21 protein-coding genes and 1 pseudogene are annotated in these 21381 nt (G+C 61.0%); 14 read left to right on the forward strand and 8 right to left on the reverse strand.

What is annotated here, in order from left to right:
* Positions 1-9: 9 nt before the first annotated feature.
* From CFE47_RS04850 to CFE47_RS04875, 6 genes are all read left to right on the forward strand, one after another.
* Positions 10-1113, forward strand: coding sequence for an ABC transporter ATP-binding protein (locus tag CFE47_RS04850; RefSeq protein WP_286835740.1), 1104 nt, complete (start codon positions 10-12; stop codon positions 1111-1113).
* Between the two features lie 18 nt (positions 1114-1131).
* A complete protein-coding gene (locus CFE47_RS04855; protein ID WP_286835741.1) occupies positions 1132-2613 on the forward strand; it encodes a mannitol dehydrogenase family protein in 1482 nt (493 codons plus the stop codon).
* A gap of 135 nt (positions 2614-2748) precedes the next feature.
* Positions 2749-4230: a xylulokinase gene (xylB, locus tag CFE47_RS04860; protein ID WP_286835742.1), complete on the forward strand. Its 1482-nt coding sequence runs from the start codon at positions 2749-2751 to the stop codon at positions 4228-4230.
* A 12-nt stretch (positions 4231-4242) separates the two neighbouring features.
* The gene (locus CFE47_RS04865; protein ID WP_286835975.1) at positions 4243-5181 is read left to right on the forward strand and encodes a carbohydrate kinase family protein; all 939 of its coding nucleotides are present in this window, start codon (positions 4243-4245) and stop codon (positions 5179-5181) included.
* Between the two features lie 99 nt (positions 5182-5280).
* A complete protein-coding gene (locus CFE47_RS04870; RefSeq protein WP_286835743.1) occupies positions 5281-5550 on the forward strand; it encodes a DUF2790 domain-containing protein in 270 nt (89 codons plus the stop codon).
* 159 nt (positions 5551-5709) lie between these two features.
* Positions 5710-6102, forward strand: a complete 393-nt coding sequence (locus CFE47_RS04875; RefSeq protein ID WP_286835744.1) for a hypothetical protein — start codon at positions 5710-5712, stop codon at positions 6100-6102.
* On the opposite strand, the gene CFE47_RS04880 is transcribed toward CFE47_RS04875, so the two are convergent.
* The gene (locus tag CFE47_RS04880) at positions 6099-6368 is read right to left on the reverse strand and encodes a DUF1652 domain-containing protein (RefSeq protein ID WP_185709067.1); all 270 of its coding nucleotides are present in this window, start codon (positions 6366-6368) and stop codon (positions 6099-6101) included. The two genes, CFE47_RS04875 and CFE47_RS04880, sit on opposite strands and share 4 nt — an antisense overlap.
* A 248-nt stretch (positions 6369-6616) precedes the next feature.
* Positions 6617-7615: pseudogene (gene ilvA / locus CFE47_RS04885) on the reverse strand (threonine ammonia-lyase, biosynthetic); the annotation flags it as partial.
* A 273-nt stretch (positions 7616-7888) separates the two neighbouring features.
* On the opposite strand from ilvA, the gene CFE47_RS04890 reads away from it, so the two are divergent.
* The gene (locus tag CFE47_RS04890) at positions 7889-8089 is read left to right on the forward strand and encodes a ParD-like family protein (RefSeq protein WP_286835746.1); all 201 of its coding nucleotides are present in this window, start codon (positions 7889-7891) and stop codon (positions 8087-8089) included.
* Entirely contained in the window at positions 8089-8844 is a 756-nt protein-coding gene (gene map / locus CFE47_RS04895) for a type I methionyl aminopeptidase (RefSeq protein WP_286835747.1), read from the forward strand. The genes CFE47_RS04890 and map overlap by 1 nt, the downstream gene beginning before the upstream one ends.
* Positions 8845-8958: 114 nt before the next feature.
* Here map and CFE47_RS04900 read toward each other — a convergent pair whose 3' ends face one another.
* Positions 8959-10545, reverse strand: a complete 1587-nt coding sequence (locus CFE47_RS04900; RefSeq protein WP_286835748.1) for a RimK family ATP-grasp domain-containing protein — start codon at positions 10543-10545, stop codon at positions 8959-8961.
* A gap of 94 nt (positions 10546-10639) precedes the next feature.
* Here CFE47_RS04900 and CFE47_RS04905 point away from each other — a divergent pair, with 94 nt between their 5' ends.
* A complete protein-coding gene (locus tag CFE47_RS04905) occupies positions 10640-11740 on the forward strand; it encodes a GNAT family N-acetyltransferase/peptidase C39 family protein (RefSeq protein WP_286835749.1) in 1101 nt (366 codons plus the stop codon).
* On the opposite strand, the gene sfnG is transcribed toward CFE47_RS04905, so the two are convergent.
* Positions 11724-12809 (reverse strand): dimethylsulfone monooxygenase SfnG, encoded by a 1086-nt coding sequence (gene sfnG, locus CFE47_RS04910; RefSeq protein ID WP_286835750.1) that lies wholly within the window; start codon positions 12807-12809, stop codon positions 11724-11726. The two genes, CFE47_RS04905 and sfnG, sit on opposite strands and share 17 nt — an antisense overlap.
* Before the next feature lie 269 nt (positions 12810-13078).
* On the opposite strand from sfnG, the gene CFE47_RS04915 reads away from it, so the two are divergent.
* Positions 13079-14317 (forward strand): acyl-CoA dehydrogenase family protein, encoded by a 1239-nt coding sequence (locus tag CFE47_RS04915; protein WP_286835751.1) that lies wholly within the window; start codon positions 13079-13081, stop codon positions 14315-14317.
* A gap of 100 nt (positions 14318-14417) precedes the next feature.
* On the opposite strand, the gene CFE47_RS04920 is transcribed toward CFE47_RS04915, so the two are convergent.
* Positions 14418-15203: a sulfite exporter TauE/SafE family protein gene (locus CFE47_RS04920; protein WP_286835752.1), complete on the reverse strand. Its 786-nt coding sequence runs from the start codon at positions 15201-15203 to the stop codon at positions 14418-14420.
* Between the two features lie 91 nt (positions 15204-15294).
* Positions 15295-16065 carry a class I SAM-dependent methyltransferase gene (locus tag CFE47_RS04925; protein ID WP_286835753.1) on the reverse strand — a complete coding sequence of 257 codons (771 nt, stop codon included), beginning with the start codon at positions 16063-16065 and terminating at the stop codon, positions 15295-15297.
* A gap of 138 nt (positions 16066-16203) precedes the next feature.
* On the opposite strand from CFE47_RS04925, the gene CFE47_RS04930 reads away from it, so the two are divergent.
* From CFE47_RS04930 to CFE47_RS04940, 3 genes are read left to right on the forward strand one after another with little or no spacing between them, the layout of a single operon-like run.
* Positions 16204-16725 carry a DUF3455 domain-containing protein gene (locus tag CFE47_RS04930; RefSeq protein ID WP_286835754.1) on the forward strand — a complete coding sequence of 174 codons (522 nt, stop codon included), beginning with the start codon at positions 16204-16206 and terminating at the stop codon, positions 16723-16725.
* Positions 16726-16767: 42 nt separating this feature from the next.
* Positions 16768-17286, forward strand: a complete 519-nt coding sequence (locus tag CFE47_RS04935; protein WP_185709058.1) for a sigma-70 family RNA polymerase sigma factor — start codon at positions 16768-16770, stop codon at positions 17284-17286.
* Positions 17283-17954: an anti-sigma factor gene (locus CFE47_RS04940; RefSeq protein ID WP_286835755.1), complete on the forward strand. Its 672-nt coding sequence runs from the start codon at positions 17283-17285 to the stop codon at positions 17952-17954. Before CFE47_RS04935 ends, CFE47_RS04940 begins: the two co-directional genes overlap by 4 nt.
* Here CFE47_RS04940 and CFE47_RS04945 read toward each other — a convergent pair whose 3' ends face one another.
* Both CFE47_RS04945 and CFE47_RS04950 read right to left on the reverse strand, forming a co-directional pair.
* On the reverse strand, positions 17955-19256 hold the full coding sequence (locus CFE47_RS04945; protein WP_286835756.1) for an ATP-binding protein: 1302 nt from the start codon (positions 19254-19256) through the stop codon (positions 17955-17957).
* 3 nt (positions 19257-19259) lie between these two features.
* Entirely contained in the window at positions 19260-19961 is a 702-nt protein-coding gene (locus tag CFE47_RS04950) for a response regulator (protein ID WP_010210801.1), read from the reverse strand.
* Positions 19962-20252: 291 nt separating this feature from the next.
* Here CFE47_RS04950 and CFE47_RS04955 point away from each other — a divergent pair, with 291 nt between their 5' ends.
* Positions 20253-21377 (forward strand): efflux RND transporter periplasmic adaptor subunit, encoded by a 1125-nt coding sequence (locus CFE47_RS04955; protein ID WP_286835757.1) that lies wholly within the window; start codon positions 20253-20255, stop codon positions 21375-21377.
* Positions 21378-21381 lie beyond the last annotated feature (4 nt).

Here is a 21381-nt window from a genome sequence, read left to right on the forward strand (position 1 = left end):
AGGCCCATCATGGCCAACCTGAAAATCAAGAATCTGCAAAAAGGCTTCGAAGGCTTCTCGATCATCAAAGGCATCGACCTGGAAGTGAATGACAAGGAATTCGTGGTCTTCGTGGGCCCGTCGGGCTGCGGCAAATCCACCCTGCTGCGCCTGATCGCCGGCCTGGAAGAAGTCAGCGAAGGCACCATCGAGCTCGATGGCCGCGACATCACCGAAGTAACCCCGGCCAAGCGCGACCTGGCGATGGTGTTCCAGACCTATGCGCTGTACCCGCACATGAGCGTACGCAAAAACATGTCGTTCGCCCTGGACCTGGCCGGCGTCGACAAGAAACTGGTCGAGAGCAAGGTCAGCGAAGCGGCGCGCATCCTGGAGCTGGGGCCGCTGCTTGAGCGCAAACCCAAGCAGTTGTCCGGCGGCCAGCGTCAGCGTGTCGCGATTGGCCGCGCCATTGTGCGCAACCCGAAGATCTTTCTGTTCGACGAGCCCCTCTCCAACCTTGACGCCGCCTTGCGCGTGCAGATGCGCCTGGAACTTGCGCGCCTGCATAAAGAACTGCAAGCCACCATGATCTACGTGACCCACGACCAGGTCGAAGCCATGACCCTGGCCGACAAGGTGGTGGTACTCAACAGTGGTCGTATCGAGCAGGTCGGCTCGCCGCTGGAGCTGTACCACCAGCCAGCCAACCTGTTTGTGGCGGGTTTTCTCGGTACGCCGAAGATGGGCTTTCTCAAGGGCAAGGTGACGCGCGTCGACAGCCAGAGCTGCGAAGTGCAATTGGACGCCGGCACCACCGTCAGCCTGCCGCTAAGCGGTGCAACCTTGAGCGTCGGCAGCGCAGTGACCTTGGGCATTCGTCCGGAACACCTGGAAATCGCCAGCCCTGGGCAGACCACCCTGACCGTCACCGCCGACGTCGGCGAGCGCCTGGGCAGCGACACCTTCTGCCACGTCATCACCGCCAACGGCGAGCCGCTGACCATGCGGATTCGCGGCGATATGGCCAGCCAATACGGCGAGACGCTGCAGCTGCACCTGGACCCGGCGCACTGCCATCTGTTCGACACCGAAGGCAAAGCCGTGGCCCGCCCACTGCGCGCTGCCGCCTGATTTCGCGAGAGTTTGCTGATGAAACTGAATAAACAGAACCTCACCCAACTGGCGCCGGAAGTGAAGCTGCCGGCCTACGCGATTGCCGACACTCGCCAGGGCATTGCCCATATCGGCGTCGGGGGTTTTCATCGCGCACACCAGGCGTACTACACCGATGCACTGATGAATACCGGTGTCGGCCTGGACTGGAGCATCTGCGGCGTCGGCCTGCGCAGCGAAGACCGCAAGGCCCGCGACGACCTGGCGGGCCAGGACTACCTGTTCACCCTGTATGAACTGGGCGATACCGACGACACCGAAGTGCGCGTGATCGGCTCGATCAGCGACATGCTGCTGGCCGAAGACAGCGCGCAAGCGTTGATCGACAAACTCGCCAGCCCCGACATCCGCATTGTCTCGCTGACCATTACCGAGGGTGGCTACTGCATCGACGACAGCAACGGTGAGTTCATGGCCCACCTGCCGCAGATCCAGCACGACCTGGCGCATCCGAAGGCACCCAAGACCGTGTTCGGTTTTATCTGCGCCGCCCTCACCCAGCGCCGCGCCGCCGGCACCCCGGCATTTACCGTGATGTCCTGCGATAACCTGCCGCACAACGGCGCCGTGACGCGCAAGGCGCTGTTGGCGTTCGCCGCCCTGCACAACGCCGAACTGCATGACTGGATCAAGGTCAATGTGAGCTTCCCGAATGCCATGGTCGACCGCATCACGCCCATGACCAGCACCGCCCACCGCCTGCAATTGCACGACGAACACGGCATCGACGATGCCTGGCCGGTGGTGTGCGAACCCTTTGTGCAGTGGGTGCTGGAAGACAAGTTCGTCAACGGACGCCCGGCGTGGGAAAACGTCGGCGTGCAATTCACCGACGACGTCACGCCCTATGAAGAAATGAAGATCGGCCTGCTCAACGGCAGCCATCTGGCGCTGACCTACCTGGGGTTCCTCAAGGGTTACCGGTTTGTGCACGAAACCATGAACGACCCGGTGTTCGTGGCGTATATGCGTGCCTACATGGACCTGGACGTCACACCGAACCTGGCGCCGGTGCCGGGTATCGACCTGACGGACTACAAGCAGACGCTGGTGGATCGCTTCTCCAACCAGGCGATTGCCGATCAGTTGGAGCGCGTATGTTCCGATGGTTCGTCAAAGTTTCCCAAGTTCACGGTGCCGACGATCAACCGGTTGATTGCCGATGGTCGCGAGACAGAGCGTGCGGCGCTGGTGGTGGCTGCCTGGGCGTTGTACTTGAAGGGCGTGGATGAGAACGGCGTGAGCTACAAGATCCCGGACCCGCGAGCGGAGTTTTGCCAGGGGCTGGTGAGTGATGACGCGTTGATCAGCAAGCGCCTGCTGGGGGTGGAGGAAATTTTTGGTACGGCTATTCCCCAGTCGGCTGAGTTTGTGGCAGCGTTTGAGCGGTGTTTTGTGAGCTTGCGCGATAACGGAGTCACCGCAACCCTGCAAACCTTATTGAAGAAACCGGCTTAAAAACTGTGGGAGCTGGCTTGCCTGCGATTGCAGCCTGCCAGTCACAACTTGGCTAACTGAACCACCGCCATCGCAGGCAAGCCAGCTCCCACATTGACCGTATTTCATTCCAACAATAATGCTGAGCAAACCCTCATGACCCAGCAAAACCTGTTCCTCGGCATCGACTGCGGGACCCAAGGCACCAAAGCCATCGTCCTCGACGCCACCAGCGGCAAGGTGCTGGGCCTGGGCGCTGCCCCGCACACCCTGATCAGCGGCGCCAACGGCCGTCGCGAGCAATACACCCAGGAATGGCTGGATGCCTTTACCGAGGCCACCCACCGCGCCCTGCAACAGGCGGGCGTCGACGGCCAGGACATCCTCGGCATCGGTGTTTCCGGCCAGCAACATGGCTTGGTGCTGCTGGATCAACAGGGCCAGGTGTTGCGCCCGGCCAAACTGTGGTGCGACACCGAGACCGCCCCCGAGAACGACCGCCTGCTGCAACACCTGGGCGGCGAAAGCGGTTCGCTGGAACGCCTCGGTGTAGCGATTGCCCCAGGGTATACCGTGTCCAAGCTGCTCTGGACCCGCGAACAACACCCCGACGTTTTTGCGCGCATTGCGCATATCCTGCTGCCCCACGACTACCTCAACTACTGGCTCACCGGCCGCGCCGTCGCCGAATACGGCGATGCCTCGGGCACGGGTTATTTCAACGTACGCACGCGTGAATGGGATGTGGACCTGCTCAAGCACATCGACCCCAGCGGGCGTCTTGAAGCAGCGCTGCCGCAACTGATCGAAGCGCATCAAAGTGTCGGCACGCTCCTGCCGGCCATCGCCGAACGCTTAGGCGTCAACCCCAACGCGATCGTCGCCAGCGGTGGCGGCGACAACATGATGGGCGCCATCGGCACCGGCAATATCGCACCGGGCGTAATCACCATGAGCCTGGGCTCATCGGGCACCGTCTATGCGTTTTCCGATCAACCCAACGTCAGCCCCCAAGCGTCGGTTGCGACGTTCTGCTCATCCAGTGGCGGCTGGTTGCCATTGATCTGCACCATGAACCTGACCAACGCCACCGGGGTGATCCGCGAGCTGTTCGAGCTGGACCTTGACGCCTTCAACGCGCTGATCGACCAGGCACCCGTCGGTGCCGAGGGCGTAAGCATGCTGCCGTTCCTCAACGGCGAGCGCGTACCCGCCCTGCCCCACGCCACCGGCAGCGTGCACGGCCTGACCATGACCAACCTGACCCGTGCCAACCTGTGCCGCGCCGTGGTCGAAGGCACCACCTTCGGCCTGCGCTACGGCCTCGACCTGCTGCGCCAGACGGGTTTGCAGAGCCAGAGTATCCGGCTCATCGGCGGCGGCTCGAAAAGCCCAGTGTGGCGCCAGATGGTCGCCGATATCATGAACACCGAAGTGATCTGCACCGAACAAAGCGAAGCCGCTGCGCTGGGCGCGGCAATCCAGGCGGCGTGGAGCCAGTCCGGCGAGTCTTTGGCCAGCCTGTGCGACAAATGCGTGAGCGTCGACCCGGCCAGCCGGACCCTGCCGGTGGCGGCCAATGTCGGCGCCTATCAACAGGCTTACGAGCGCTATCAGCAGCTTGTGGCAACCCTTTAAGAGCGAATGACTATGTATCTGGTGTGTGGTGAAGCGCTGTTCGATTTTTTCAGCGAGGAAGATGCCAGCGGGCAGGCTTCCAAGGTCAATTACAAAGCGATTGCCGGCGGTTCGCCGTTCAACGTGGCGGTGGGCTTGCGCCGCCTGGGTGTTGAGGCCGGGCTGTTGGGTGGCTTGTCGACCGACTTCCTGGGGCGTCGCCTGCTGCAGGTATTAAAGGATGAAGGCGTCAGCGAACGGTTCCTGGTGGAATTCGCCGCGCCTACCACCCTGTCGATGGTCGCCGTGGGCGCCAACGGTTCGCCACAGTACAACTTCCGCGGTGAAGGTTGTGCCGACCGGCTGCTGGAAGTCGCCCACCTGCCCGAACTGGGCGATGACATTCGCGGCCTGCATATCGGCTCGTTCTCCCTGGTGGTACAGCCGGTTGGCGACACCCTGCTCACCCTGGTCCAGCGTGAAAGCGGCAAGCGCCTGATCAGCCTCGACCCCAACGTGCGGCTGAACCCGCAGCCGGATATCCAGCTGTGGCGCGACCGCGTCGCCCAGTTGGTGCAGCATGCCGACCTGATCAAGGTCAGCGACGAAGACTTGCACTTGCTCTACCCCGACCAAGCGCCGGAGAGCGTGCTGCAAGGCTGGCTGCAGCACCGTTGCCAATTGGTGTTCCTCACCCGTGGTGGCGACGGCGCCACCGTGTTCAGCCGCCAACATGGCAGTTGGTCTGCATCGGCGGTCAAGGTGGTGATGGCGGATACCGTCGGCGCTGGCGACACCTTCCAGGCCGCGTTGATTGCCTGGCTGACCGAGCAGCAGCTTGACTCAGTGGACGGCCTGCAACAGCTCACGCGGGCGCAGATCGACGCCATGCTGGCCTTCGCGGTCCGCGCCGCTGCACTGACGTGCACCAAGACCGGACCGGACTTGCCGTATCGTCGTCAGTTGGACTGAACGCCACGTTTATGAAGGTTTTGTCAGCCAGGTAAAAATTAATCGATGGTTAATCCCGCAAGTCGACAGTGAAGTTGTACCCACTTGCGGAGCACCCTCATGAAACTGCGCACTTTAATGCTTGGCGGCGCACTGGCCCTTGCAGCAGTCTCGGGCCTGGCCCAGGCCGACAGCCAACAGACCAACATCAAACCCGTGCCTTACCAGTACGGTATGCCGATGAATATCGCCAAAGTCATTTCGATGAACGAAGCCCAGACCAACGACTGCAAAGTCATCAACGCGGACATCAAGTTTGTGGACAAGGCGGGCAAAGTGGAGGACGTCAGCTATCGCAAGATGTCTGAAGCGTGTGACTTCCAGAATTGAGCCTGTAGTAAATCCGGAGAACACCTTGGGAAACCCACGTTCAAGCGTGGACGCCTGACTGTTTCAGAACTGAAAACGGTGCAGACAAAGGGCAGCGCGATGGTTGCGCACGCGGTATCCTTGCAAGCTTGTCAAACGGCTGAAAGGATTCGCCCCGCAATGCGCTTTCATACGCTCGCCCTCTTTACCGCCCTGCTCTGCTTCGCCCTCGCCCTGGTGTGGGGCCTGCGTCCCGACTGGCTGCTATGGATGTGGAGCGTGGAATACTCAGGCGCCACGGGCCTGGTCGCTCGGCGCAACGCCGCACTGTTCCTGGCCATCGGCATCATGTTCTACCGCGCCCGCCACACGCCTCCCTCCGACGCACGACGCGCCATGACCACCGGTTTTATTACCGGTTGCCTGGTGTTGGCGGTATTGGGGTTCAGTGAGTGGATCAATGGCAATGCCGGCCCCGGCATTCTTCTGGCGGTGGCAACAGAAACCGTATTGGGCCTGGCGTTTATCCAGGCCCACAGGTCATCGGCAACTCAAACTCAAGCTTCGGCCTAGTAGTAGGCTCGCCCTGCCGCTCTTCGCAGGGCGGGGGCATGGGTGTGCTTGAGGTCTTCGCGCAACCCGGTAATCAGGTTGCAAATGGCTCGACTGCTGTCGAGTTTATCGGCGTTTATACCTTTGACTTCCAAATCCACTCGGTCACGGTCGCGGTCGTCATACACCTTGATCGTCAACGAAGCATCTTCGGCTTTGGTGCACTCGCACCGTTTGGGCAGGAAACTGGTTTCAATAATGCCGCGTAGTTCTAGTTCCGAAAGCATGGCCGACCTCTCCTTTCATGAGACTGCCAATCGATTTTTGTGAGTCTGGCGGGCACTTGCCCACCGCGTCTTGCCAGCCTTGGTAGACGCTTGCAAGACCCAGCCTACTCGGCAAAATTCGATGTCGTTGTAACCTTTCCTCATAAGTCACTGCAGTTGTTATATATCTAAAGACGCTTTAAGCACCCAATGAGTTAATCCTCGTCGAACAGCCGGGATTAAACGTTTAACCCTGCACTGGCTGCGACTCTTTCAGCAACATGTCGCAAACTATCAAAGTTGATATTGGCACCGGAATTCACCGCTACCAGGGTCTGCCCATGAACACCTTCACGTGCCACGTACTTGCGAATGCCCGCTACCGCCAACGCGCCTGAGGGCTCGGTGATGGACCGCGTGTCGTCGTAGATCAGTTTGATGGCGCTGCACAGTTCGTCGTTGCTCACGGTCACCACTTCATCCACCCAGTCGCGGCAGATTTCAAACCCATAGGCGCCGATCTGCGCGACTGCGGTGCCATCGGCAAACCCATCGACACTCGCCAACACCACGCGCTCGCCGGCGCGCATTGCCGCCAGCAGACAACTGGAGCCTTCGGGTTCGACACCGATGATGCGCACTTCGGGGCGCAGGTATTTGACGTAAGCGGCGATTCCCGCGATCAGCCCTCCGCCACCCACCGGCACGAAGATCGCATCCAGTGGCCCCTGCTGTTGGCGCAGGATCTCCATGGCCACTGTGCCTTGGCCGGCGATTACGTCCGGGTCGTCGAAAGGCGACACGAAGGTGCTCCCCGATGTCTGCGCCAGTTGCAATGCATGGGCCAGGGCAAACGGGAAACTCTCCCCGTGCAACACGGCTTCGGCGCCACGGGAACGCACACCCAATACCTTCAGTTCCGGAGTGCTGCACGGCATGACGATACGTGCCTTGATCCCCAATTCCCGCGCCGCCAGCGCCACGCCTTGGGCATGATTGCCCGCTGAGGCCGTGACCACGCCCCGGGCTTTTTCGGCATCACTGAGTTGCACCAGCTTGTTGTAGGCGCCGCGAATCTTGAAGGAAAACGTCGGTTGCAGGTCTTCACGCTTGAGCAGCAGCGTGTTGCCCAGCAAGGCCGACAACGCCGGCGCTGCTTGCAGGGGCGTGCGCACCGCCAGGTCATACACCGGCGCAGCAAGGATCTTTTTCACATAGTGTTCAAGCAGTTCCGTGCCGGCGGTTCGGGGCGTGGGACAGGTGCTCATGGGTGTCTCCTGGCTTCGTGTAAAGGGCGCTGGAGACGGAAAAACAAAACCCGCCTCTAGGGCGGGTTTGGGTGCAGCCGTGCGCTATCCCGCCAAATGAGGAATGGCGGTAATAATGCTCGGCTGGCTACGGAATGCTTGAAATGTCATGTCACGAAATTAACCGGCGATTGACGGGCAAGTCAATGGCCAAGCGCCATTTAGCGGCTGGGGGTTTACGATGGATATACGAAACATATACGCTTTGTATACCAATATCCCACAGTGAATCCCATGGGCATCGTCAAGATCACCGACCAACTGCATGAACAATTGCGCCTGGCCAGCGCCACGATGGACCGTTCCATCAACGCCCAGGCCGAATTCTGGATCAAGATCGGCCTGCTCGCGGAGCTGAACCCCAGCCTGCCCTACAACGAATTGATCAACAAACTGTTGCTCGACAAACCCGACCTGATCCGGGGGCGCACCTGATGATCAAGACTGCCGAACAACTCGCCGTGATGCGCGAATCCGGGCGCCTGCTCGCCCAAGTGTTCACCATGCTCGACGGTTTTGTGGCCGCCGGCCGCTCCACCCTGGAACTGGACAGCGCCGTCGAAGCCTTCATCCGCAATGACCTCAAGGCCCGCCCCGCCAGCCTGGGCCAGTATGACTACCCCTTCTCTATCAATACCTCGATCAACGAGGTGGTGTGCCACGGCATGCCCAGCGCGAAGGAAGTGCTCAAAGACGGCGACATCATCAACATCGACATTACCCTGGAAAAAGGCGGCTACATCGCCGACTCCAGCAAGATGTACATGATCGGCACCGTCGCGCCCAAGGCTCGCCGCCTGGTCGAGCAGACCTTCGAAGCGATGTGGGCCGGTATCCGCCAGGTCAAGCCCGGCGCACGCCTGGGAGATATCGGCCATGCGATCCAGAGCCACGCGCAAGCCAATGGCTACAGTGTGGTGCGTGAATACTGCGGCCACGGCATCGGCCGACAGATGCATGAAGAACCCCAAGTGCTGCACTTCGGCCGGCCCGGTACCGGGTTGGAACTGCGCGAAGGCATGGTGTTTACCGTCGAACCGATGCTCAACCAGGGCAGTTCCAAGGTGCGCAGCTTGAAGGATGGCTGGACGGTCGTGACCAAGGACAACAGCCTGTCGGCGCAGTGGGAACATACCGTGGCGGTGACGGCGCAGGGTTTTGAGGTGCTGACGCTGCAAACCAGAGCCTAATGTGGGAGCTGGCTTGCCTGCGATGCGTGCGACGGGGTCTTCCTGGTGCACCGCGCCGCTGCCATCGCAGGCAAGCCAGCTCCCACACTTGATCCTCAGCGTCTGCTCGTCCAGCTACCAAACCTGGCCTTGGCGCTTGAGTTCCAGGCGCCGTACAAACTCCTCTAGTACTAGCGCATACAGGTCGTCTTGCAGGTAGGCATCTTCGATACCGGCATCCATGTTGGGGTTGTCGTTGACCTCAATCACTACCACCTTGTCGCCGGATTGCTTGAGGTCCACGCCATAGAGGCCGTCACCAATCAGGTTGGCGGTCTTTACCGCCAATTCCACCACGGCCTTGGGTGCTTCGTGGACAGCGAGGGTGCGGCATTCGCCGTTGATGTCCTGGCCGATGGCCTTGTGGTTGTAGATCTGCCAATGGCCCTTGGACATGAAGTATTGGCAGGCAAAGATCGGTTTGCGGTTGAGCACGCCGATACGCCAGTCGTACTCGGTGTAGAAAAATTCCTGCGCCAGCAACAGCACCGAATGCTCGAACAACTCGGCAGTGGCTTTAAGCAACGCCTCCTGGCTTTCCACCTTGATCACGCCACGGGAGAAGCAACCGTCGGGGATTTTCAACACCAGCGGAAACCCCAGGCGCTCGCCAACCCGTTCAAAATCTTCCGGGCGCTCCTTGTACAGAATCTCGGTAGCGGGCATACCCAGTTGATGGCTGTTAAGCAGGTCGGTGAGGTAGACCTTGTTGGTGCAGCGCAAAATCGACGCCGGGTCGTCCATCACCACCAGCCCTTCGCTTTCGGCTTTCTTGGCAAAGCGGTAGGTGTGGTTGTCGACGCTGGTGGTCTCGCGGATCAGCAAGGCGTCGTATTCGGCTAAACGGGCGTAGTCCTTGCGTTCGATCAGCTCCACATCGATACCCAAACCTTTACCAACCCGTACGAAATTTTCCAGCGCCTTGGCGTTGGACGGCGGCAGTTGTTCCTGGGGATCGTGCAGGATTGCCAGGTCATAACGGGCCAGCCGACGTGAGCGCGGCTGGCGCCAGATCTTGCGACTGAAGTTGTCGAGGGCGTGGGCGAATTGATCTTCCTGATCGTCACGCAACTTGTGCAACACTCCAGACTTGACGCCTTCGATGTGCCAGCCGTTATTCTTTCTGAACTCAACTAACAGGATCGGACACGGGAACGTTTCAAATAACTGACGGGCCAAGTCCTGCAACGGCTCTATATTGGTTCGACCAAAATAAAGTGTCAGGGTAAAGCCTTCGGTATTACTGTAAAGGTGATGACTCAAGGCTTTATCGAGGGTTTTATCCAGGTCATCCAGGGCCAGCCCGTACAGCGATTTTTTGGTCAGCTCGCTGATGGTGCGCACCGACGGAATCACCTTGTGCCCACGCGCTTCGGCCAGCAGCGAGCAGTAGTAGCCGTGCCCCAGGTACTTGTAGCTGCGGCACAGGTTGATCACCTGCACACGCTTGCCACTCTCGCTTTCGCGGGTCTGCTCCAGGTATTCCTGGGCAGTGACGATGTCTTCGCTGGGGAAGTAGGAAGCCCAATCTTCCTTGCGCTCGACAATAATCACCACTTGACTCGAACTTCGGGGCGACGCAGAAAAATAACCTTTGGAAGTTATTGTCGCCGCGACGGTTTGCTCGGATACTTCACGCCAATGACCTTGAACCGCCGACATAATATTTGATCCGCTTTAGAGAACTCGACCTTTTCTATTAAGCACGATCTTTTAGAGAAGTCCCGTTTCGTTACGCAACTTTTACGGCGGTCATATGGCTCTTTTCTTTCGCGTTGCAACCCTCAGCGATGTGCCCGAATTGGTGGCACTGGAACAACACTGTTTCACCACTGACCGGCTCTCCACCCGCAGCTTTCAGTGGATGGTCAGCCGCGCCCACGGCCAGTTGCTGGTGGCGGACAATGACGGGCAATTGCTCGGCTATGCGCTGGTGCTGTTCCACCGTGGTACCTCGTTGGCGCGCCTGTACTCTATCGCCATCGCCGAACACGCACGGGGGATGGGCCTGGGCAAACAGTTGCTCAGCCGCATCGAAGCCATCGCCCTGGATCACGATTGCGCCTACCTGCGCCTGGAGGTCCGCACCGACAACCCCAGTGCCCTGGCCCTTTACGAGCGCAATGGCTATCGCCGCTTCGCCCTGATCAACGACTACTACGAAGACCACACCGCCGCCCTGCGCCTGGAAAAACGCATCCTCCAACACCAGGCGGCGCGTCCGCAAAGCGTGCCGTATTACCAACAGACCACCGACTTCACCTGCGGCGCCGCATGCCTGTTGATGGCCATGGGCGCTCTGGTGCCGGACCGCGCGACAATGCGCCGCGAAGAGCTGCAGATCTGGCGTGAAGCCACCACCGTATTCATGACCGCCGGCCATGGCGGTTGCAGCCCGCAAGGCTTGGCGTTGGCGGCTTGGCGCCGAGGGTTTGAGGTACGCATGCAAGTGAATGTGCGCGGGCCATTGTTTCTCGATGGCGTGCGCGACCAGCATAAAAAAGAGGTGATGCGTGTGGTGCACGAAGCCTTCGAAGAAGAGTTGGCGGGCAGCGATGTCGAGCAAATACTCGGCGGCGCATTGGACTTGCCCCAAGTGCTACTGGACGGCGGACAGCCGCTGGTATTGATCAGCAGCTACCGTCTCACGCGCTCAAAATCGCCACATTGGGTGATAGTCACCGACTGCGACGACGACTTTGTCTACCTGCACGACCCCGACGTGGACCACAGCCAGCATCGCCAGCCCCTCGACTGCCAGCACCTGCCGGTCAGCCATGGGGAGTTCGAGCGCATGTGCCGGTTTGGCAACAATAAGCTGCGGGCGGCGGTGGTGCTGTTCAAGCCACCTGCTTGATCGCGGCCTTGGCTTCCAGCTCACGCACCAACGGCAATACACGCTTGCCGAAGTACTCCACTTCTTCCTGGAAATGCAGGAAGCCCGCCAGCACCAGGTCCACGCCCACGGCCTTGAGCGCGACGATGCGCTCGGCGATCTGTTGCGGCGTGCCGATCAGGTTTGTCTTGAAGCCGTCGTTGTACTGCACCAGATCCTCGAAACTGGACTTGGCCCAGTTGCCCTCACCTTCCGGTGAAGCCTTGCCCGCCTGTTTGGCCGCATCGCCAAACGCGTTGACCGCTTCCGGATCGGCCTTGTCGATGATCTCCGCGAGCACGGCGCGAGCCTCTTCTTCGGTGTCGCGGGCGATCACAAACGCGTTGACGCCGACTTTGACCGAATGGTTGTTCGCCGCCGCCTTGGCGCGGATGTCATCGACTTGGGCCTTGATGCCTTCGGGCGTGTTGCCGTTGGTGAAGTACCAGTCGGACACCCGTGCAGCCATGTCCCGCGCCGCACGCGAGCTGCCGCCCTGAAACACTTCCGGCTGGCCGAGCGGCTTGGGTTTGAGGGTGTAATTGTTGAAGCGGTAGAAGTCGCCCTTGAAGGTGAAATCGTCTTGGGTCCAGATGCCTTTGAGGGCGCGGATGAATTCCTCTGAACGCCGATAGCGCTCGTCGTGTTCCAGCCAGTGTTCGCCGATGGCCTGGAACTCACCCTTGAACCAACCACTGACAATGTTCACCGCGATACGGCCGTTGGTGAGCTGGTCGATGGTCGCTAGTTGCTTGGCCGCCAGCGCCGGTTGCCAGGGGCCGGGCAGGATCGCCGCGATCACCTTGAGCGTGGTGGTTGCCGCCAGCAGTGCATGGCTGAACGCCACGGACTCATGCTGGTTTTCGGCGCCATAACCGGCGGTAAAACGGATCTGGGTGAGGCCGTACTCGAAGCCCGCAGCTTCGGCCAGTTGGGCCAGTTTGCGGTTGTAGTCGATGCCCCAATGGGTGCGTTGCTCGATCTTGCTGACCACCAACCCACCGCTAACGTTGGGCACCCAATAGGCAAATTTCACGGGCTGCTGACTCATCGGACGGTACCTCACACATAAGGAATGTACGGGGAGCTTGAGCAGCAAGTGTGCCAGTGCGGGGCAAACGCCCGCGCCACGGGGCCCGCCGAGAAGAACCGCCGCCATAAAGCCGTGAGCGCAGATGTCGTGGATTGCGTCGGTTTGTCCATCCACTGTTGCCCAGGCAACAGCTGACAGGGTGAATCCCTCGTAAACAGGCGCCCGGGCGCCCGGCACGGACTGTGCAATAGCTCCTGTCATTGATCACTGCCCAGGAGCCGTCACCCATGACCGAACACCACGTCATCAACCCGCTGTCCACCGGCGTCGACTACCCCGCACTGGCTGCGCGCTTTCGGCCGATATTCCAGCGTATCGCCAATGGCGCGGTAGAACGCGAACAGACCCGCACCCTGCCCCATGAGCCCATCCTGTGGCTCAAAGAAGCGGGTTTTGGCGCGGTGCGGGTGCCGGTGGAATACGGTGGCGGCGGCGCCTCGCTGCCCCAGCTGTTTGAACTGTTGATCGAGTTGGCCGAAGCGGATTCCAACGTGCCCCAGGCCCTGCGCGGGCACTTTGCCTTTGTCGAAGACCGCCTGAATGCGCTACCCGGCGCCGGTCGCGACCTGTGGTTCAAGCGCTTCGTTGACGGCGACATTGTTGGCTGCGCCTGGACCGAAATAGGTAATGTCGCGATCGGCGATGTGGTGACCCAGGTCAGCCCGGACGGCGACCAATGGACACTCAACGGTGAAAAGTTCTACAGCACCGGCAGCATTTTCGCTGACTGGATCGACGTGTACGCCCAGCGCAGCGACACCGGCGGCGATGTCATTGCCGCAACCCGCGCGCGCCAGCCTGGGGTGGTGCACAGCGATGACTGGGACGGTTTCGGCCAGCGCACCACCGGCAGCGGCACCTCGCGTTTCACCGACGCAGTGGTGGAAGCAGAAAACGTAATCGACTTTGCCACCCGCTTCAAATACCAGACCGCGTTCTACCAGTTGGTGCTGCTGGCCAGTCTGGCAGGTATCGGCCGCGCAGCCGTAAGGGACGTGGCTCACCAGGTGCGCAGCCGCAAGCGTATCTACAGCCATGGCAACGCCTCGCATGTCAGCCAGGATGCGCAGATCCAACAAGTGGTAGGCGAAGTCGCCGCACTGGTCTATGCCGCGCAAGCCAGCGCGTTGAAGGCAACGGAGCCGGCACAACGGGCGTACGTGGCGCGATTTGGTGGGGATGAGGCGGTTGAACGTGAAGCCAACGTGGCCGCAGAAATTGAATCGGCCACGGCGCAGGTGGTGGTGTCGGAGTTGATCCAGCGTGCCACCACCGAACTGTTCAACGCATTGGGAGCCTCGGATGTGCGCCAGGGCAAATCCCTCGACCGACACTGGCGCAATGCGCGGACCGTGTCGTCGCATAATCCAGTGATCTACAAGGCGCGCATTGTCGGGGATTGGGTGATCAATGCGGCCGAGCCGCCGTTTGTGTGGCAGATCGGAAATGGCCCAACAAAAGCCTGAAGTGTGGGAGCTGGCTTGCCTGCGATAGCCTCACCTCGGTCTGCCTGATACACCGAGGTGCCTGCATCGCAGGCAAGCCAGCTCCCACACTTTAATCGCCTTAGAAGGCGAGTTTGTAGCCAATGGTCATCAACATGATCGCCAGGCACGGACGCAACACACCGTCCGGGACTTTGCCGGTCATGTGGCTGCCGAGGTAGATGCCCGGCAACGAACCCATCAGCAAAAAGCCCAACAGGTGCCAATCCATATTGCCCATGCTGGCGTGGCCCAGGCCTGCCACCAGGGTCAGTGGCACCGCGTGGGCGATTTCGGTGCCGACCAGGCGGCGGGTGGCCAGGAACGGGTACAGGATAAACAACGCCACGGTGCCGAGGGCGCCGGCGCCGATGGAGGTCAACGCGACCATGGTGCCGAGGATCGCACCGGTCACCACGGTCAGCGCATTCAAGTTACGCGGGCTCATGTGGTAGTCATCGCCGGCATGGCGCTGGGCGAAGGCCAACAGGCTTTTCTTGAACAGGATGGCCAACGCCGTCAGCAGCAACACCACACCGAGGGCTTGCTTGATCACCGTGTTCATGGCGCTGGGGTCGGTGTGCAGGCTGGCGAGGAACCACAGGGTCAGCAGCACGGCGGGCACGCTGCCCAGGGTCAGCCAGCCGGTGATGGTCCAGTCGATATTCTTGTTCTTGCTGTGCACCAGCACCCCACCGGACTTGGTGATGGCCGCGTACAAAAGGTCAGTGCCCACGGCGGTGGCCGGGTTGATGCCAAACCACAACAAGATTGGGGTCATCAACGAGCCCCCACCCACACCGGTCATGCCCACGATAAAACCAACGATCAGGCCCGCAACTACAAAACCAACGTTACCCACATCCATTACTGCTACCTGCGGCCTTATAAATTTCTGGCCGCAGGATAGCGATTTTTCTTATAACGACTTATATCAATATGATCTGACTTTATGCCTTTTACGTCAGTCGCTGACAAACATAGGCCTGGGTCTGATACGGAAACGCCACGGTGTCACGCCCGCGCAACTCCGGGTGGGTATCGATCAGCGCCTGCAATTGCGCGGTAACCGTGGCTTTTTGCGCCGCCGGCAGCGCGGCAATGAAGCTCACCGAGAGAAAGCGATCCATGATCACCTCCTGTGGGCTGCCCACATGGTGATAAGGAAAACACGTCATTTCAGGGTCGGAAAAATACTGGCCCGTGAAGGCCTCGCGCCAACGCCCGGTATGAAAACGCGGCGTATCACCTTCATAGGGCGTGATGATCTCGGTGATCGCCGCCACCCACCCCACGGATTCATCACGCACGTTCCACACCAACCCCAGGCGCCCTTCGGGTTTGAGTACGCGGTGGATTTCCGCTAGCGCAGCCTCGGTGGAGAACCAATGGAAGGCCTGCGCGCAGACCAGTGCATCGGCACTGGCAGGCGGCAGGGGAATCGCTTCGGCGGTGCCCTCAAGCAAGCGCACATCCGGCAGCAACCGGGTCAACTGCGCGCCCATCTGCGTCACCGGCTCGACGGCAATCAAGGTCGTCGCCAGGGTGCTGAGCAGGCGGGTGAACTTGCCGGTGCCAGCCCCCAGGTCGATGACCGTTGATTGCGCATCAATGCGCAGCGTGTCGGTGAGCCAGCCAGTGAGTTGCCGGGGGTAATCCGGTCGGCCTTGGGCGTAGGTCACGGCCTGGGTCGAGAAACCTTGTTGAGCAGACGTATGAACACCGGTCATTGCCAATCTCTCCTCGGGTAAAGCGGGGGCACAGTGTGCGCCCTCACAGATTTATTTTCTAATCGGTGCATCCAATCCCGCACGCGCTGGGTAGTCCTTTCAGTTATCCCGCTGTTTTACTGAAATGGAGCAATACCCATGAACGCTAAAGCACTGTTCTGCCTCACCGCCCTGCTCGCTGCTGCACCCGCAGCGTTTGCCCAGACCGGCTTGCCCGACAACATCAAGGTGCCCGACGGCCACAAGGTCACACTGGAAACCACCGGCGTCGGCGAAATCACCTACGAATGCCGTGACAAGGCCAACGCCGCTGGCCAGACCGAGTGGACGTTTGTCGGCCCGAAAGCCGTGTTGAATGACCGCAGCGGCAAGCCAGTAGGCACCTACTTTGGCCCGCCGGCCACCTGGGAGGCCAAGGACGGTTCGAAAATCACCGGTACTCAATTGGCCGTGGCGCCGTCTAGCCCGGGCAACCTGCCCTATCAACTGGTCAAGGCCAACCCGGCTGAAGGCAAGGGGGCGATGAGTGGCGTGAGTTATGTCCAGCGGGTTGCGCTCAAGGGCGGTGTTGCACCGAGCAGCGCCTGCACCCTGGCCAACAAGGGCAAGCAGGAAGTGGTGAAGTACCAGGCCGACTACATCTTCTGGGCCGCCAACTGAGCATAGTCGGCTACCCTCCTGTGGTGCGTTGGTCTTTGGGGGATGTGCGTGTTTGATTATGAAGCCTGTTTGCTGGCGTGTGCCCGTGGCGATCAACAGGCCTTGCGCCGTTTGTATGAGCAGGAAAGCAGCCATCTGCTCGGCGTGGCCTTGCGTATCGCCCGAGACAGGGCCCTGGCCGAAGATATCGTGCATGACGCGTTTATCAAGATCTGGCGCGGTGCCGGCAGTTTTGACCCCAGTCGCGGCTCGGCCCGTGGCTGGGTTTTCAGCGTGACTCGCCACCTGGCGCTCAACCTTGTGCGCAACGGGTACCGCGAAGTGCCGCTGGACGACCAACACGAACAAGGCGCCACTGACACCTTTGAATTCAGCGCGCGCACCGGGCAGGTCCACACCTGCCTGGAGCAGCTCGACCCGGCTCGTCGCACGTGCATCCTGCATGCGTATGTCGACGGTTATTCCCACAGCGAAATCGCGTTAAAACTGGGCACCCCGCTGGGGACCGTCAAAGCCTGGATCAAACGTAGCCTCGCCGCGCTGCGGGAGTGCATGGCATGAGTGAAACACTCGACGAACTGGCCAGCGAATACGTCTTGGGCACCCTGCCCGCCGAACAACGCAACGAAGTGGAGCAACGCCTCCAGCATGATGCCGAGCTACGTGCAGCGGTGGACGCCTGGGAACAGCGGCTGTTACCCCTGACCGCGCTGGCCGAACCCGTGCCGCCGTCGGCGCAGCTGTGGCGGCGCATCGAACGCAGCACCGCCAGCGCCCGCAGCACTCCCTGGTGGGACCTGCTCGCCGTTTGGCGTGGCCTGGCCGGCGCCGGGCTGCTAACGACACTGGTGCTCGCCGCGCTATTGCTGACCCGTCCACCCACAACCGAACCCAGCTTTGTGGTGGTGCTGGTCGCGCCGCAGGACAAGGCGCCCGGCTGGGTGATCCAGGCCAGTAACCATCAGCAGATTCAGTTGATCCCATTGGGGGTGATGGAAGTCCCGGCCGACAAAGCCTTGCAGTTCTGGACCAAGGGTGATGGCTGGCAGGGGCCGGTGTCTCTCGGGTTGGTCAAGCCTGGGCAGACGCTGTCGGTGCCGCTGGATAAACTGCCGCCGCTCACGCCGAACCAGTTGTTCGAGCTGACCCTGGAAGACCCGCGCGGCTCACCCACCGGCAAACCCACCGGGCCGATCCAGGCCATTGGCCGTGCGGTCAAGGTACTGTGATCAACCGACGTTGGGCAGCCACACCCGGAAACGCGCACCGCCCAGCGGCGACGCCAAGGCTGTCAACGTTCCGCCCTGGGCTTCCAGCGCGCGTCGGCTGATGGCCAGGCCCAGGCCGAAACCGCCAGTGGCACGATCACGGCTGCGATCAAGGCGGTAGAACGGTTCGAAGATACGCTCGCGCTGATCCAGCGGAATGCCGATACCGTCATCGTCCACCCAAATTTCACACCCCTGGGCGCCGACCTGGACCCCCACCTGGATGCGCTTGTCGCAATAACGCGTGGCGTTGCGCAGCAGGTTCTGCAGGGCGCGGGCGGTCAGGCGTGGGTCGAGGCTGAAGCGTTCGACGGCGCAGTCCAGCGCCACATCGATGACGATCTCGGGGTGTTCCAGTTCATCGTCGACACTGCCGAGCACGCTGTCGATAAACTCATCGAGCACCACTTCCACCCGCTCTGGCAGCTGCGCCGGGTTTTGCAGGCGGCTGTAAGACAACAACTCCAGCACCAGTTCATCCAACTCGCGAATATGCGCCACCAGGCTTTGCAGGCGCTCGCGGCTGGCCTGCGGCAAGTCTTCGGACAGTGCCAGCGCCAGGCCGAAATCCAGGCGCGTCAGGGGCGTGCGCAGCTCATGGGACACCGCATTGAGCAGGTCGCGCTGCTGGTTGAGCAGGGTCTCGATATCGTCGGCCATGGTGTCGAACACCGACGCCAGGCTGCCGATGTTCGAGCTGGGCGGAATCTGCGTGCGCGCCTCCAGGTTGCCACGGCCCAATTGCGCGGCCGTGCTCTTGAGACGTTCCAGGTCACGCCAATGCGGGCGCAACCACACCAGCAGACACGCGAGCAGCGCCGCACCGATCAGCACGTTCATCGACCAGTACAACAGGTTCATGTCCAACGGGTCCGGTGGCACGGTCAGCTTGACCACGAACTGCTCGTTGATCGGCGAACTGATGTCCTCTGCCCACCCCCACTCCCCCAGGCGGATCACCGATTTGCCTTGGGCCAGCAGTTGCTCCTCCTGTGGTGTATAGCTGGCGTCCTGGCGCAGCAGCAGTTGCACCTTGAGCGGGGCAAAATCCTGGCTCAACTGCTCGGTAACCTGTGACCAGCGCGACACTGGCGCACGCTGGTATTGCTTGACGATCAGCTTCTGCATGCCCCGCGATTGCTCGACGTTGTAGTCCAGGTAACGGTGTTCAAACAGCTGGATCACCAACTTGGGGATCAGGAAAATCGCCGCACTGTAGGTGATGATGGTGATCAGGTAGAGGCGCAGCAGTACACGAAACATCGATCAGCATTCCCACTCGGAGCGGCTGAACAGGTAGCCCTTGCCCCACACGGTCTTGATCTTGCGCGCCTCGCCGGCGTTGTCGTCGAACTTGCGGCGCAGCTTGGAAATGGCCACGTCCACCGAGCGGTCGGTGCCGTTGAACTCGATACCGCGCAACCGTTGCAGGATCTGGTCGCGGCTGAGCACTTCGCCGGCATGCCGCGCCAGCACCACCAGCAGGTTGTATTCGCCGCTGGAAAGTTCCACCGGCTGTTCGCGCCAGGTCACTGTGCGCTCGGACAAGTCGATGCACAGGTTGCCCATGATGATCTGGTCGTTGGCCACCTGAGGTTCGGACAAGCTGCTACGGCGCAACAACGTGCGCACCCGCGCCAGCAATACACGCGGCTCGCAAGGTTTGGTGACATAGTCGTCGGCGCCCATTTCCAGGCCCAGCACCTGGTCGTGACTGTCGTCGCGGGCGGTGAGCATCAGGATCGGCAGGCCAGCCGAATCTGCACGCAATAGACGGCACACCTGCAGGCCGTCGAGCCCCGGCAGCATCAAATCGAGAATCACCAGGTCCGGCGGGTTGAGCCTCGCGCGTTCGCGAACGTGATCGCCACGGCTGAGCACGCTGACGTGGTAGCCATTGCGTTCCAGATAGCTGGCAATCAGCTCGGACAGGGCGGCGTCGTCTTCCACCAGGAGGATGTTGGGCATGAAGGTGTTTCCAGAAAAATACAATTATTGGCAGTACACAAATCCAATGTGGGAGCGGGCTTGCTCGCGAATGCGCTGGTTCAGTGAAGTCTGTATCGACTGAAACACCGCATTCGCGAGCAAGCCCGCTCCCACATTGTATCTTTGGTGTTTGCAGTTTTTTTGTAAGGATATACATCCTCGGCGCACTATGCGCCGCACCTTACATTTCTTCACACACCACCTACACAGCTTCACAGCACCAAGGCGCAGGTGACTTTAGGATGCGCCAGTCATTATTGGGATAAGAGCATGTCGAAGAATCTGTTTGCGCCGTTTTGCCTGCTGGCCCTGACCCTCGCCCTCAGCGCTTGCGACAAATCGGCAGCCCAGGCGCCGGAAGCGCCGCTGGCCAAAGTGCGTATCGAAACCCTGCAAGCCAAGCCTTTGTCCATCAGCAGCGAGCTGAGCGGGCGCATTGCCGCGCCGCGCATCGCCGAGGTGCGCGCGCGAGTGGCTGGCGTGGTGATGCAACGGGTATTCAAGGAAGGCCATGACGTGAAACAGGGCGACGTGCTGTTTCGTATCGACCCGGCGCCCTTCAAGGCCGACCTCGACAGCGCCCAAGCCAACCTGAGCAAAGCCGAAGCCAATGCGTTCCAGGCGCGCCTGCAAGAGCAGCGCTACAGCCAGTTGGTGGAAGACAAGGCCATCAGCGGCCAAGACTACGATAACGCCCGCGCCGCCGTGCGCCAGACCAACGCCGAAGTCGCCGCCAACAAGGCCGCTGTCGAACGCGCCAAGCTGAACCTGGGCTACGCCACCGTCACTGCGCCGATCTCCGGACGCATTGGCCGTGCGCTGGTGACCGAAGGTGCACTGGTGGGCCAGAACGAAGCCACCCCGCTGGCAATCATCCAGCAACTGGACCCGATCCACGCGGACCTGACCCAATCCACCCGCGAACTCAACGACCTGCGCCGCGCCTTTCGCGCTGGCAGCTTGAAACAGGTCGGCCAGGACCAGGCCAAGGCCACGTTGATCCAGGACGACGGCAGCCTGTACCCGCTGCCGGGCAAACTGCTGTTCGCCGAGATCAGCGTCGACCCCGGCACCGGGCAGATCATCCTGCGCAGCGAATTCCCCAACCCCGACCTCGACCTGTTGCCCGGCAGCTTTGTACGGGTGCGACTGGAACAAGCGGTCGACAAGCAAGGCATCAGCGTGCCGCAACGCGCCATCACCCGTGACAGCGCGGGTATCCCGATGGTGTTGCTGGTGGACGCCGACCAGACCGTGAGCCAGCAACCGGTTGAACTGGGTGCGGTGGTCGAAGACCGCTGGGTGGTCAGCAGCGGCTTGAAAGCCGGTGACCGCATTGTCGTCGAAGGCCTGCAACATGCGCGCCCCGGTGAAAAAGTCCAGGTAGAGGAATAACCCG

Origin of the sequence: Pseudomonas sp. PGPPP1, assembly GCF_002255865.1 — a bacterium.
GTDB lineage: Bacteria > Pseudomonadota > Gammaproteobacteria > Pseudomonadales > Pseudomonadaceae > Aquipseudomonas > Aquipseudomonas cremoris.

What these genes read in the sequence shown, in the direction of transcription:
- CFE47_RS04850 (WP_286835740.1), top strand. Translation starts at nt 10, where the DNA reads ATGGCCAACCTGAAAATCAAGAATCTGCAAAAAGGCTTCGAAGGCTTC.
- CFE47_RS04855 (WP_286835741.1), top strand. Translation starts at nt 1,132, where the DNA reads ATGAAACTGAATAAACAGAACCTCACCCAACTGGCGCCGGAAGTGAAG.
- xylB (WP_286835742.1), top strand. Translation starts at nt 2,749, where the DNA reads ATGACCCAGCAAAACCTGTTCCTCGGCATCGACTGCGGGACCCAAGGC.
- CFE47_RS04865 (WP_286835975.1), top strand. Translation starts at nt 4,243, where the DNA reads ATGTATCTGGTGTGTGGTGAAGCGCTGTTCGATTTTTTCAGCGAGGAA.
- CFE47_RS04870 (WP_286835743.1), top strand. Translation starts at nt 5,281, where the DNA reads ATGAAACTGCGCACTTTAATGCTTGGCGGCGCACTGGCCCTTGCAGCA.
- CFE47_RS04875 (WP_286835744.1), top strand. Translation starts at nt 5,710, where the DNA reads ATGCGCTTTCATACGCTCGCCCTCTTTACCGCCCTGCTCTGCTTCGCC.
- CFE47_RS04880 (WP_185709067.1), bottom strand. Translation starts at nt 6,368, where the DNA reads ATGCTTTCGGAACTAGAACTACGCGGCATTATTGAAACCAGTTTCCTG.
- CFE47_RS04890 (WP_286835746.1), top strand. Translation starts at nt 7,889, where the DNA reads ATGGGCATCGTCAAGATCACCGACCAACTGCATGAACAATTGCGCCTG.
- map (WP_286835747.1), top strand. Translation starts at nt 8,089, where the DNA reads ATGATCAAGACTGCCGAACAACTCGCCGTGATGCGCGAATCCGGGCGC.
- CFE47_RS04900 (WP_286835748.1), bottom strand. Translation starts at nt 10,545, where the DNA reads ATGTCGGCGGTTCAAGGTCATTGGCGTGAAGTATCCGAGCAAACCGTC.
- CFE47_RS04905 (WP_286835749.1), top strand. Translation starts at nt 10,640, where the DNA reads ATGGCTCTTTTCTTTCGCGTTGCAACCCTCAGCGATGTGCCCGAATTG.
- sfnG (WP_286835750.1), bottom strand. Translation starts at nt 12,809, where the DNA reads ATGAGTCAGCAGCCCGTGAAATTTGCCTATTGGGTGCCCAACGTTAGC.
- CFE47_RS04915 (WP_286835751.1), top strand. Translation starts at nt 13,079, where the DNA reads ATGACCGAACACCACGTCATCAACCCGCTGTCCACCGGCGTCGACTAC.
- CFE47_RS04920 (WP_286835752.1), bottom strand. Translation starts at nt 15,203, where the DNA reads ATGGATGTGGGTAACGTTGGTTTTGTAGTTGCGGGCCTGATCGTTGGT.
- CFE47_RS04925 (WP_286835753.1), bottom strand. Translation starts at nt 16,065, where the DNA reads ATGACCGGTGTTCATACGTCTGCTCAACAAGGTTTCTCGACCCAGGCC.
- CFE47_RS04930 (WP_286835754.1), top strand. Translation starts at nt 16,204, where the DNA reads ATGAACGCTAAAGCACTGTTCTGCCTCACCGCCCTGCTCGCTGCTGCA.
- CFE47_RS04935 (WP_185709058.1), top strand. Translation starts at nt 16,768, where the DNA reads ATGTGCGTGTTTGATTATGAAGCCTGTTTGCTGGCGTGTGCCCGTGGC.
- CFE47_RS04940 (WP_286835755.1), top strand. Translation starts at nt 17,283, where the DNA reads ATGAGTGAAACACTCGACGAACTGGCCAGCGAATACGTCTTGGGCACC.
- CFE47_RS04945 (WP_286835756.1), bottom strand. Translation starts at nt 19,256, where the DNA reads ATGTTTCGTGTACTGCTGCGCCTCTACCTGATCACCATCATCACCTAC.
- CFE47_RS04950 (WP_010210801.1), bottom strand. Translation starts at nt 19,961, where the DNA reads ATGCCCAACATCCTCCTGGTGGAAGACGACGCCGCCCTGTCCGAGCTG.
- CFE47_RS04955 (WP_286835757.1), top strand. Translation starts at nt 20,253, where the DNA reads ATGTCGAAGAATCTGTTTGCGCCGTTTTGCCTGCTGGCCCTGACCCTC.